The organism is Paracoccus salsus (assembly GCF_021556615.1).
In the GTDB taxonomy this organism is placed as follows: domain Bacteria; phylum Pseudomonadota; class Alphaproteobacteria; order Rhodobacterales; family Rhodobacteraceae; genus Paracoccus; species Paracoccus salsus.
The window spans coordinates 507,105-519,809 of the sequence record NZ_JAKGGD010000001.1 but is presented as its reverse complement, the minus strand read 5'-3'; the positions used below and the strand labels follow the sequence as shown (position 1 = coordinate 519,809).

Below are 12,705 nucleotides of genomic sequence, written 5' to 3'. Positions count from 1 at the left end.
AGAGGTAATGCGATGTCCCGCAAATTGAAGATTGCGATCGTTGACGACGAACCGGACATGCGGGAATCAATCAGCCAGTGGCTGGTGCTGTCCGGGTTCGAGACCGAAACCTTTGCCAGTGCCGAAGATGCGCTGAAGGTGATCGGCGCCGACTGGCCGGGAGTAGTGGTGTCGGATATCCGCATGCCCGGCATGGATGGCATCGCCTTTCTCAAGCGGCTGATGGGCATCGATTCGGGTCTGCCGGTGATCCTCATCACCGGTCATGGCGACGTGCCGATGGCGGTCGAGGCCATGCGGCTGGGCGCGATGGACTTCATGGAAAAGCCGTTCAACCCCGACAAGATGACCGCGCTTGCCAAGAAGGCCACGCAGGCGCGGCGGATGACGCTGGACAACCGCGCGCTGCGCCGCGACCTGTCCGAGGGCCAGCAGGTCATGTCCAAGCTGATCGGCGCCAGCCCGGTCATGGACCGGCTGCGCGAGGATATCCTGGACCTGGGACAGGCCGACGGCCATGTGCTGATCGACGGCGAGACCGGCACCGGCAAGACACTCGTCGCCCATGCGCTGCATGCGGTGGGTCCGCGCGCCTCCAAGAGATTCGTGCCGGTGTCCTGCGCGGCCTATAATGACGAGGCGCTGTCCGCGCGGCTTTTCGGGCCGATCGAGGACGGTCTGCCGGCGGTCGAGCAGGCGCGCGGCGGGACGCTGTGCCTTGAGGATGTCGAGGCCCTGTCCGAGGCGTTGCAGGCCCGGCTGCTGGCCTTCATCAGCGACCAGGGCAGCCCGGCCGAGACCCGGATCATTGCCATCTCGAATGCCCGGGGCGAAGGCCGCAAGGCCGAGGATTCGCTGCGCCCGGACCTGTTCTACCGGCTGTCCGCGCTGAAGATCACGCTGCCGCCCCTGCGCGCCCGCGGCGAGGACATCCTGTTGCTGTTCACCCGCCATATCGAACAGTTTTCAGAGGAATACGGCTGCGAGCCGCCGCAGGTCAGCGCGCAGGAGGCCGCGCAGCTTCTGCAGGCGCCTTGGCCCGGCAACATCCGCCAGCTTATCAACGTGGCGGAACGCGCGGTTCTGCAGAACCGTCGCGGGTCGGGCAGCATCGCATCGCTGCTGATGGCCGATGGCGACGATAACCAGCAGGCCACCACCACCGAGGGAAAGCCGCTCAAGGAATATGTCGAGAGCTTCGAGAAGATGCTGATCGACAACACCATGCGCCGCCACAAGGGCAGCATCGCCGGCGTCATGGAAGAGCTGTGCCTGCCGCGCCGGACGCTGAACGAGAAGATGGCGAAATACCAGTTGTCGCGCAGCGATTATCTGTAAGCCCGGCATCGGCGCCGGCCATGCAAATGGGCGCGGAAATCCCCGCGCCCACTTCCTGCTTCCGAATGGTGACGTGGTGTCAGACGATCAGGTCTGATGTCAGTTCGGTGAACTCGAAGCTATCGGCGGCGATGCCGAGGTCATAGCTGATCTCGATCAGTTCGGGCGGCGACAGTTTGCCCGTCTCGGGATCCAGGGTGAAGTCGCCAGGGAAGTCGTCGGGCAGTTCGCCATTCGCGTTGTAATGCGAGGCATAGAAATCGGTCACGCCATCGGCGGTCTCGATGAAGACGCCCTTCAGTATCGATTCCGGCGTGATGTTCGGGTTGATCTCGCTGAGTTCGGACAGCAGCTTGTCGATATAGGTATCGAGGTCGGTTGGCAGCTCGCATCCGGCATTCAGTTCGATCGCATAGAGCCAGTCGTCATTGGCATCGCCATGCGGCGGAAGCCAGCCTTCGTCCTGATCAAAGTAGGCGGCGAACACGACGGTCAGGGTCGCGGCGCCACCCTCGGTCGTCGGATAATGCAGGTTGATCTCGCCGCCGGGCAACGTCCCGCAGCCACTGTCGTCGTCTTCATCGTCCTCGCAAAGCTCGCCGGTCGCGGCCAGCTTGAGGCTGTCTTCGCGGTCCTCGCCCACGCTGGTCGCACGGAAGCCGACCTCGCTTTCGGCCAGTTCGGCCAGCGAGCTGATGCCAAGATCGGCCAGCGACACGGTGATGCTGCCCGACGTGTGGTCGGCGTCGTTGCCGCCGACCGAGCCCAGTTCCGTGGCGTAATCGAAGCCGTCAAGCTTGTCGCCGTCGCTGTCCGAGCCTTTCATGTTGTTGCCGCCGTCAAGCCGGCTGATGTCGCCGCCGTCATTCGCTATGTCGAGATAGAACCCGTTCAGATCGGCCACGCCGCTGACAAGATTGTATTCGAAGGTCACGTTTCCATTGCCATCAAGCCTGGCAGAAACACTGATGACCACATCCCCTGATGTCAGGGTCCAAGTCACGCACTCGCCAAGGTTCGTTTCCGTTACCATCGTCTTTCACTCCGTCAGCACAAAAAAGGCAGGTGTTCACAAGGTTGAGAGTAGTCCGTGAGCCGTCGGCAGGAACATGGATTCTTCGGCGGGTTTTCGCCTGCACCGGGCAATATATTGTATTATCTTGCAAATTTATTTCGCATCGTCTGGATTTGTGGCTGGCAAGGGGACGTTCCGGTTCAGAAATACATCCTTAAAGTGTATAAGGCTTTATTTTTTATACCCAAAGGTTGCGGAGGGCGCCGGGCCGACCATGCTGATTCGCATCCGATCCCGGCGGCTGTTCGTGTGCGGGGTGACGCCAGGACCACTGCAGGCGACCGCGGGCTGAACGCGGTCCAGGGGTCACCCCGGCGGCCGGGTCGCCACGCCGGCTGGCTGCGCGAGGCGCTGGCGAAGATGCAACCCTTGCGTGGAGACTGTCCGCAGGCGTCGCAGCACGATGGCACGCCAAGAGAGGACCGCAAATGGGGGGAAGTTTCCCATCGTTTTCAGTGCCGGTCGCGTGGCGCTCAGTCACATGAAGACGAAATGATCGACCCGCCTCGGCCTCGGCCTGCCGGATGAAAGCGCGCGCCAGGACGGACATGGGCGGACCCGATTCAGGGAGGTCGAGAAGCATCGAGGCCGGGCCTCATGGCCGTCATTCCGGTCCCCGGCATCGCTTTCAGACCGTGTCCGGTGAACCTGACTGGCCACGCTTGCCCGTGGCGGCGGCGAACTGGCGTGGCTGACCCGTGCTCATGGTCTTGCCTGCGCGACGCCGCGGCGTTAACCCGGCGCGACAGCACAAAGGCACTGGTCATGAGCAAGACGCCCCGAAAGGATCTTCATCCGCGCACGCAGGCCGTGCATCATGGCATCCGCCGCAGCCAGTATGGCGAGATGGCCGAGGCCATCTTCCTGACCCAGGGTTTCGTCTATGACAGTGCCGAACAGGCCGAGGCGCGGTTCCAGGCCAGCGGGCCGGACGAGTTCATCTATGCCCGCTATGGCAATCCGACCAGCCGGATGTTCGAGGATCGCATCGCCGCGCTGGAAGGAACCGAGGACGCATTCGCGACCGCCAGCGGCATGGCGGCCGTCAACGGTGCGATGTTCTCGATGTGCGCTCCAGGCGATCACGTCGTCGCAGCGCGCGCGCTGTTCGGATCATGTCTTTATGTGCTGGACCTGCTGGCCCGGTTCGGGGTCGAGGTCAGCTATGTCGATGGCACCGATCTGGACCAGTGGAGGGATGCGATCCGCCCGGGCACCCGGGCGGTGTTCTTCGAGACGATCTCGAATCCCGGCCTCGAGGTGATCGACATGAAGGCCGTCGCCGATCTGGCCCACGCGGCCGGCGCCGTGGTGGTGGCCGACAACGTCTTCGCCACCCCGGTCTTTTCGCGCGCGGTCGAACTGGGCGCGGATGTCGTGGTCTATTCCGCGACCAAGCATATCGATGGCGGCGGACGGGCGCTGGCCGGCGTGATCTGTGGCAGCCGCGACTATATCCGCAACACCGTCGAGCCCTATCTGAAACATACCGGTGGCGCGATCAGCCCGTTCCACAGCTGGATCATGCTGAATGGCCTCGCGACGATGGATCTGCGCGTGCGCGCCCAGGCCGACAGCGCGGCCGCCATCGCCACGGCCCTGCAGGGCCATGCGGGATTGACGCGGGTGATCTATCCGGGCCTGCCCGACCACCCCCAGCATGATCTGGCGATGGCGCAGATGGGATCGGGCGGCACGATGATCGCCGTCGAGGTCGCCGGTGGCAGGGACGCGGCCTTCGCGGCGCTCAACCGGCTGCGGATCATCCGCATCTCGAACAATCTGGGCGATGCCAAGTCGATCGCGACGCATCCCGCCACGACCACCCATCAGCGCCTGTCCGACGATGCCAAGGCGCATCTGGGCATCACGCCCGGACTGCTGCGGATATCGGTCGGACTTGAGCACGCGCAGGATCTGATCGAGGATCTTCGACAGGCTCTTGAGGGTTAGCAGGCCGCGAAACGGGAACATTCTGCCGGTTTCAGGGGTGATTTGTGAGGCGTTCGCCTTTAGAAACCGGCCCGATGCCCCCATATTGGCGGCCACAGTCGTTTTTGGAGGATGACCGCTGATGACCGACGCCCGTCCGATTGTGCCGGCCTATCCCGCGCTGATTCGCGACTATGACGCGACATTCCGGGCCGACGAGAGCTACCGGTCCGCGCTGCCCGACCTGCAGAATGGACCGGCCAGCCTGATCGTCGGCGCGCGGGCGCCGATCCAGCATGTCGGGATCTCGAATTTCAGGTTGCCGATCCGCTACCAGACGCGCCCGGCTTGCGCGACGGGCGGCGGAGAGATCACGCTGGAGACGAGCGTGACCGGGACGGTCAGCCTGGACGCCGACCGCAAGGGCATCAACATGAGCCGGATCATGCGGTCGTTCTATGCCCATTCCGACCATCTGTTCAGCCTGAATGTGCTGGAGGCCGCGCTGGACGACTACAAGGCGGATCTGGACGCGTTCGATGCGCGCATCCAGATGCGGTTTTCCTATCCGATTCGGGTCGATTCGCTGCGTTCGGGACTGTCGGGCTGGCAGTATTACGACGTCGCGCAGGAGGTCGTGGAACATCGCGGCCAGAGGCTGCGGATCATGCATTTCGATTATGTCTATTCCTCGACCTGCCCCTGTTCGCTGGAACTGGCGGAACATGCCCGCGAGAGCCGGTCGCGGCTGGCGACCCCGCATTCGCAGCGGTCGGTGGCGCGGATCTCGGCGGTGATGGGCGGCCCCGAGAAGATCTGGTTCGAGGACATGGTCGAGCTGTGCCGACGGGCCGTCCCGACCGAGACGCAGGTCATGGTCAAGCGCGAGGACGAGCAGGCCTTTGCAGAGCTGAACGCCTCGAATCCGATCTTTGTGGAGGATGCGGTGCGGGCCTTCGCCAAGGAATTGCAGGCCGATGCCCGGATCGGCGACTTTCGCGTCTTGGCCAGCCATCAGGAATCGCTGCATTCGCATGATGCGGTCAGCCTGCTGGTCGATGGTCCGACCTTCGCGCAGGCGTCGCTGGATCCGATGACGTTCGCCGGTTTGCAGGCCTGAGCCCTGCGTCCCGCGACGGCCGGGGGCGCTTCGCCCCCCGGACCCCCCGAGGATATTTCCGGACCAAAGCAGCGCGAGGACGGAACGAAGCGGGAACGCGGGCTTCCCTTGTCGCCCCGCGCTGCGTATGCTGCAGCGATGGAAATTCTGGACGATTCCGATGATTTCGACGGCGTTCCGCTATCGCGGCGCGCGATGGCGGCACGGCCGTCGCCCTATCTGGACGGGCTGAACCCCGCGCAGCGCGCTGCCGTCGAGGCTCTGGCCGGGCCGGTCCTGCTGCTGGCGGGCGCCGGGACCGGCAAGACCCGCGCGCTGACCACGCGGATCGCGCATCTGCTGATGCTGGGGCATGCCCGCCCGGGGCAGATCCTGGCGGTGACCTTCACGAACAAGGCAGCGCGCGAGATGAAGGCGCGGATCGTGCGGCTGCTGGGCGAGACGGTCGAGGGCATGCCCTGGCTGGGGACGTTTCATTCCATCAGCGTCAAGATCCTGCGCCGCCACGCCGAGCTGATCGGCAATGGCGAACGGCATCTGAAGCCCAGCTTCACGATCCTCGATACCGACGACCAGATCCGGCTGATGAAGCAGCTGATCCAGGCCGAGAATCTGGACGAGAAGCGCTGGCCCGCACGGCAGCTGGCGCATCTGATCGACGGCTGGAAGAACCGCTGCCTGACCCCGGCGAATCTTCCCAAGGGCGAGGCGACCGCGTTCGACGGGTTGGGCGGGCGGCTGTACCAAGCCTATCAGAACCGTCTGCTGACCTTGAACGCGGTCGATTTCGGCGATCTGCTGATGCATTGCGTCACCCTGTTCCAGGCCCATCCCGACGTGCTGCGTCAGTGGCAGGATCGTTTTCGCTATATTCTTGTGGACGAGTATCAGGACACCAACGTCGCGCAGTATATGTGGCTGCGGCTGCTGGCTCAGGGGCATCGCAACATCTGCTGCGTGGGCGACGACGATCAGTCGATCTATGGCTGGCGGGGCGCCGAGGTCGGCAACATCCTGCGTTTCGAGAAGGAGTTCCCCGGTGCGCAGGTCATCCGTCTGGAGCAGAACTACCGGTCCACGCCGCAGATCCTGGCGGCGGCGTCGGGCCTGATCTCGGCCAACCAGGGCCGGCTGGGCAAGACGCTGTGGACCGACGCGGAGGAGGGCGAGAGGGTCCGGCTGATCGGCCATTGGGACAGCGAGGCCGAGGCGCGCTGGATCGGCGAAGAGATCGAGGCGTTGCAGGGCGGGCATCGCGCCGCGCTTGGCCGGGTGGGGCTGAACGACATCGCCATCCTGGTGCGGGCATCCCACCAGATGCGGGCCTTCGAGGATCGTTTCATGACCATCGGCTTGCCCTACCGGGTGATCGGCGGGCCGCGGTTTTACGAGCGGCAGGAGATCCGGGACGCGATGGCCTATTTCCGGCTTGTGGTCAGCCCCGAGGACGACCTGGCGTTCGAACGGATTGTGAACACGCCCAAGCGCGGCCTCGGCGACAAGGCGGTGCAGACGATCCAGACCGTGGCGCGACAGAATGGCGTCCCGCTGCTGGAAGGGGCGCGGATCGCGGTCGAGGACGGCAATCTGGGCGGCAAGGGACTCGCCAATCTGCGCGACCTCGTCCAGGGCGTGGGACGCTGGCACGCAGATGCCATCGACAGCACCGTCAGCCATGTCGAGCTGGCCGAACGGCTGCTCGACGAATCCGGCTATACCGCGATGTGGCAGAACGAGAAGACGCCGGATGCGCCGGGGCGCCTGGACAACCTGAAGGAGCTGGTCAAGGCACTGGAGGAGTTCGACAATCTGCAGGGTTTCCTTGAACATGTCGCGCTGGTCATGGACCGTGACGAGGGCGAGACGGTCGATCAGGTCAGCATCATGACGCTGCATGCCGCCAAGGGGCTGGAATTCCCGGTCGTCTTCCTGCCCGGCTGGGAGGACGGGCTGTTTCCCAACCAGCGCGCGATGGACGAGCAGGGCACCAAGGGGCTGGAGGAGGAACGCCGGCTGGCCTATGTCGGCATCACCCGGGCCGAGCGCCTGGCGACGATCAGCTTTGCCGGCAACCGGCGGCTTTACGGCCAGTGGCAGTCCAGCATGCCCTCGCGCTTTGTCGATGAACTGCCCGAGCAGCATGTCGAGGTGCTGACGCCGCCCGGACTGTATGGCGGCGGGTATGGGGCTGCGATGGCCTTTGCCGGCGCCAATGCCGGGACTGACATGCATGACCGGGCCTCGAAGGCCGATGTCTACAATTCCCCCGGATGGAAGCGGATGCAGGCGCGCGCATCCGAGCGCAAACCGCCGGTCCACCGTGCGCCCGTGACCATCGACGCCGCGCCGTCCACGACGTTCACGGTCGGCGACAGGATCGTGCACGCGAAGTTCGGCGAGGGTCAGATCATGGGCATCGCCGAGGACACGCTGACCGTGCAGTTCGCAACCGGGTTCAGGACCATCAAGGCCGGCTATGTCAGGCCGGCAGGCGAGGATCACGACGTGCCGTTCTGACAGTCGGGGCGTCCGCAGCAACGGAGACAGCAGATGCTGAACATCGAGGTCGACAGCGCCAGCAACGTGATCACGGCGCGGCCCGATGGGCCGCTCCCGGCCGCGGATTTCGAGGCGATGGGCCGCGCCATCGACGATTACATCAACGCGCATGACCGGATGCCGGGTCTGGTGGTCCATCTGAAGGGACTGCCCCACTGGCAGGGCCTGTCCGCGATGAGGGCTCATTTCGAGGTGGTTCGCAAGCATGGCCTGGTGCTGCCGCGCGTGGCGATCGTCACCGATGCAAGGGGCTTGTGGATGCTGCCCAACCTGGCGGACATCTTCGTACGGGCACGGGTTCGGCATTTCGATGTCCGGCAGGAAGACGCGGCGGTCGCCTGGGCCGGTTCTCCGGAGAAGGAGCCCGAAGGTTACGTGCTGCTGGACGGGTTTCCGGATGCCGTGATCGCGATCCGCGCGATCGGCGAGGTGACGTCGCGCGATTACGAGGACCGGCTGATTCCGCTGGTCCGCAAGATGGAAAGCCGACATGGACGGGTGCGGCTTCTGATGCAGGTGGGGCCGGATTTCGAACGCTATACCGCAGGCGCGATGTGGGATGACGCGCGGCTTGGCCTGACCCATTGGCGCAGCTTCGAGCGCGTCGCGGTTGTCAGCGATATCGGCTGGATCGCGCGCGGGGTGAAGATGTTCGCGCCGCTGATGCCGGGCGAGGTGGCGGTGTTCCCCAGCGACGCCATGGACGCGGCAAGATCGTGGATTGCCGAGGGCCTGTCCACTGCGACGCCCGACCCGGGAACCGACGCTGCGCCAGACCCGGTTCCAGACCCGACTCCAGACCCGACGCCCGCACAGGCGGCCTCGGCGGATGCCGAGCCGTTGACCGAGGCCGAGCCCCGGCCCGCCGCAAGGACCGACACCAGACCCGCGGCGCGAAAGCAGGCAACCCGGACCGACAAGCCGGCGAAACCGGCGGCTGCGACGCGAAATCCCAGGGCCCGCAAAGCGGCGACGAAGCCGGACGCCGCAGGCCCCGTCAAGGACGATTAGGACATCCGCCCCGCCAGCACGTCGCGCACGGCCTGCCATACATGGCGGTCCGTCCAGTAGCCGGTATGCCCGCCCGGCGCGACGCGGTGATTCATGACCGCGCCGCCCTCCAGCGTGACGTCGGTGCCGACGAAATCGTCGCAGCGATAGATGTTGATCCAGCGTTCCAGCTGTGGCGGCAGATCGGCCATGTCAAAGCCCCTGGCGAAATACTGGCCATAGATATGGGTCAGCGGGCTGCCCATGGTGACGAGGAAGATCGGCGTGTCGCCGGGACCGGCCTCTTGAAGACATTGTGCGGCGATGACGGTGCCCTGCGAATGGGCGATCACGATCAGCCGGTCATGGGGATATTGCCGCGCCAGATGGTCGCGCACGGACCGGAAGCGCGCCTTGATGCGTTCCCGCACGGCATAGGCGCTGCGCCCGCCTGGGGTATCGGGGCTGTAGGCCAGCGTGCGCGCCGAATAGATCGAGATGTCGCGCGCCACCCCCAGCGCCGCCGAGACGAAATCCGCCGCACGATAGGCGGCGATGCCAGCCATGCCGACCAGGGCGATGGCCATGGGGTTGTAGGCGGCGACCTGGTCGTGAAAACGGATCAGCCCGCCGATCAGCGTGTCGCTGTTCCATGGCCGGTAGTTGACCCCCAGCACGTCGAACGCCGTGCGGACCGCCTGCAGCGCGCCGCCGAAGGCGATCCACAGGACCAGCAGCATCAACAGCAGGTTCAGCACCGGGTTCAGGATCACCCGCCCGCACCAGACGTCCAGCCAGCTTTCGGGATCCAGCGCCAGCGCCTCTTTCCGGCGCTGCCGGATCAGCAGCGGAACGACGCCCGCCACGATCAGCCCGGCCAGTCCGAAGACGATGTAGGACATGGTGCTGGTCGCGAGGCCGGAATAGTCGCTGTAAAGCTGGCCCAGCAGGGTCTGCCCGCCTTTGGGGCTGTCGATCTTCTTGATCAGCTCGGCAAAGATCGACCAGATCGCCGCCGAGATCAGCATCCACAGGAACAGCATCGCGTTGCAGATCGGCAGATAGATCCGGGCGCGGCGGCCGAACAGCCGGGTCATCCGGCCAAGCGCCTCGCCGCCCTGCCGCGCCACCCAGCGCGCGAAGGCGGCCCCGGCCACGGCCAGCAGGGCCAGCAGCAGAACCAGCTTCGGCAGGTCGGAGGCAAGCTGGATCGCAAGAATGACGACCAGCGGCACCCCGGCCAGCGCGGCGGTCCGCCAAAGGCCGACATCGGTGATCGCGGACATCATGAATATGGCCAGAAGCACCGCGACCGCGACCAGCCAGGTCAGCGCCATCAGCATCGTGAACGCCCACAGCAGCGCCGCGATGTCCTGATAGGCCGGGTCCCAGCAGGCGCTGAGTTCGACCGAGTTGCAGGATGCCCGGCGCAGCCATTCCAGCCAGAAGGGCGGTTCGCGCGGCAGCGCCGGGACATAGGCCTGCGGATTGTTCATGTCGATCACCGCCAGTTCGGGAACGTCGGGCAGCGACATCCGCACGACAAGGCCTGCGACCAGCGTCGCCGCCCCCAGCGCGCCGAAGCCCGACATGAAGCAGCGTTCCAGATACGAGCTTTCGGGGCGCCGCAGCCGGGACCTCCAGGCAAGATGGCCAACCACCGCGACCGCGCCCAGAATCGCCATGAGGGTCGCGCCATGCAGCGTCTCGGGACCAAGCGGGATGATGAAACTGTCGGTCAGCATCAGGATCGAGCCCATCAGCAACAGCGCGTTCATGGGGGCGATGAGGGCGTAGAAGATCCACACGAACACATGCACAAGCGCGCGGATCCAGCGATGCGCGGGTTCGTGGCTTTGCGAGACATTGTCCAGCGCCAGGTATCCAAGCGTCAGAACCGTGCGCAGCAGGTCAAAGCCGGTGGCGATCGCGCCGCGCGGGGCCGGCGAGAGGTCGGACCAGCACACCTCGCCGGCCAGCACCTGCTGGTCCTTGGTGAAACCGTGGCGGCCGGCGGGCAGGACCGTCTGGCGGATCGGGCAGGGAAAGAGTCGCAGCCGTCGCGCGTCGGAGGTGACCTCGGCGATCATCTCGGTGCGGCTTTCGACCGGACCGGGCAGACCCAGCTCGCGGATGGCACCGCCGACCAGCGCGTCGATGGTCTGTCCCGCCGCCTGCTCGCCGATGCCATGAACGACCAGAACCAGATTGCGTTGCACCATGAAAACCCCGCCTGAAAACAGGACCGGCGTTAATACTATCATAGGGCAAGGAAATTCGAATGGAGTTCCATTCGGGCGCGGCCGCGAATGGGTCAGCCCTTGAGGGTCAGCAGATCCTCCAGCACCAGGGCCATGACCTTGGCGCTGTCGACCATGTCCTGAACACCGATCCATTCGTCGGGCTGATGGGCCAGATCCAGGATGCCGGGCCCGTAGGCGATGCAGTTCTTCAGCTTGCCGATGCGGTCGATATGTTTCTGGTCATAGGTGCCGGGGCTGACGACATAGGCCGCCTCGTGGCCAAGCACGCGCTGGATGGCCTGCGCGGTCGTGCGCACCACCGGCGCATCCCGGTCGGTCATCGAGGGAACCACCTCGAACAGGTCGCGCAACTCGTAGCGGAAGCTGGGGCGCTGTGCCTTCACGCGGTCCAGCAGCGCCGTAACCTCGGCCTTCACCTCGGCCAGATCCTCTTCCATCAGGAAGCGCCGGTCGATGACGATGCGGCAGCGGTCGGGCACGCAGGGGGCGGGCAGGCCGGTATAGTCGGCGTCATGTTCGGCCGCGCCGCCGTGGATGGCGTTGATGTTCAAGGTCGAGGATCGGGCGCCTTCGGGGATCACCGGCATCTCGGTCCTCTTGCCGGCCAGCAGCGGCCACAAGCTTGCCTCCATCTCGGCCAGCACGGCGCCCATGTGACGGACCGCGCAGTCGCCCAGGAACGGCATCGAGCCGTGGGCGATGCGGCCCTGGGTCTCGATCTCGGCCCACCACACGCCACGATGGCCCAGGCAGATCCTGTCCTTGTGCAGCGGTTCGGGGATGATGACGTGATCGACATGGGCGAAGGCCCCGTGTTCGGCCAGATACGCGACGCCGCCATAGCCGCCCGATTCCTCGTCCGCCGTTGCGCTGATCTCGATGCTGCCGGCATGGTCTGGCCAGGTCGCGACGAAGGCCTCGGCGGCGATGATGCTGGCGGCCAGCCCGCCCTTCATGTCGCAGGAACCGCGTCCATAGATGCGGCCGTCGACCAGTTCCGCCCCGAACGGGTCGCGGCTCCAGCCATGGCCGACCTCGACCACGTCGTGATGGCTGTTGAAGTGGACGCAGTCGCCACGCCGTGCCCCGGCCCGGCGCGCGACGAGGTTCCAGCGCGGATACCGGTCGCTGTCGCCCGGTGTGCCGGTCGCGCGGATCAGGTCGCATTTCCAGCCCTGGCGGGACATGCGGGCCTGAAGATACTCGCATATGTCCAGATAATGGCGTCCCGGCGGGTTCAGGGTCGGTATCCGGATCAGGTCCTGCGTCAGCGCGATCAGCTGCTCGCGGCGGTCGTCGATGGCGTCCTTGAGGCGGGTCATGGTGCCAAGGCTATGCGGGCGCCGCGTTGCTGACAACGGGCATTGTCCCGCCCGAAGACCGTTGCGCCCCTTGCGCCGCCGGGCTAGCGCCCTAACATCCCGTCA

At 65.5% G+C, this 12,705-nt stretch carries 8 protein-coding genes; 5 read left to right on the top strand and 3 right to left on the bottom strand.

Annotated elements, in window-relative coordinates; genetic code table 11:
• Window positions 1-12: 12 nt before the first annotated feature.
• On the top strand, window positions 13-1,338 hold the full coding sequence (locus L1965_RS02530) for a sigma-54-dependent transcriptional regulator (protein ID WP_235754822.1): 1,326 nt from the start codon (window positions 13-15) through the stop codon (window positions 1,336-1,338).
• A 79-nt stretch (window positions 1,339-1,417) separates the two neighbouring features.
• On the opposite strand, the gene L1965_RS02525 is transcribed toward L1965_RS02530, so the two are convergent.
• Window positions 1,418-2,341 carry a hypothetical protein gene (locus tag L1965_RS02525; RefSeq protein WP_235754821.1) on the bottom strand — a complete coding sequence of 308 codons (924 nt, stop codon included), beginning with the start codon at window positions 2,339-2,341 and terminating at the stop codon, window positions 1,418-1,420.
• Window positions 2,342-3,178: 837 nt separating this feature from the next.
• Between L1965_RS02525 and metZ the strand changes: the two genes are divergently transcribed.
• From metZ to L1965_RS02505, 4 genes are all read left to right on the top strand, one after another.
• On the top strand, window positions 3,179-4,366 hold the full coding sequence (gene metZ, locus L1965_RS02520) for an O-succinylhomoserine sulfhydrylase (RefSeq protein ID WP_235754820.1): 1,188 nt from the start codon (window positions 3,179-3,181) through the stop codon (window positions 4,364-4,366).
• 121 nt (window positions 4,367-4,487) lie between these two features.
• Entirely contained in the window at window positions 4,488-5,465 is a 978-nt protein-coding gene (folE2, locus tag L1965_RS02515; RefSeq protein ID WP_235754819.1) for a GTP cyclohydrolase FolE2, read from the top strand.
• A 138-nt stretch (window positions 5,466-5,603) separates the two neighbouring features.
• Entirely contained in the window at window positions 5,604-7,982 is a 2,379-nt protein-coding gene (locus tag L1965_RS02510) for an ATP-dependent helicase (protein ID WP_235754818.1), read from the top strand.
• Between the two features lie 33 nt (window positions 7,983-8,015).
• Window positions 8,016-9,035 carry a SpoIIAA family protein gene (locus L1965_RS02505; protein ID WP_235754817.1) on the top strand — a complete coding sequence of 340 codons (1,020 nt, stop codon included), beginning with the start codon at window positions 8,016-8,018 and terminating at the stop codon, window positions 9,033-9,035.
• On the opposite strand, the gene L1965_RS02500 is transcribed toward L1965_RS02505, so the two are convergent.
• Both L1965_RS02500 and L1965_RS02495 read right to left on the bottom strand, forming a co-directional pair.
• Window positions 9,032-11,236, bottom strand: coding sequence for a hypothetical protein (locus L1965_RS02500; protein ID WP_235754816.1), 2,205 nt, complete (start codon window positions 11,234-11,236; stop codon window positions 9,032-9,034). The two genes, L1965_RS02505 and L1965_RS02500, sit on opposite strands and share 4 nt — an antisense overlap.
• Before the next feature lie 92 nt (window positions 11,237-11,328).
• Entirely contained in the window at window positions 11,329-12,600 is a 1,272-nt protein-coding gene (locus tag L1965_RS02495) for an acetylornithine deacetylase/succinyl-diaminopimelate desuccinylase family protein (RefSeq protein WP_235754815.1), read from the bottom strand.
• Window positions 12,601-12,705: the final 105 nt, after the last annotated feature.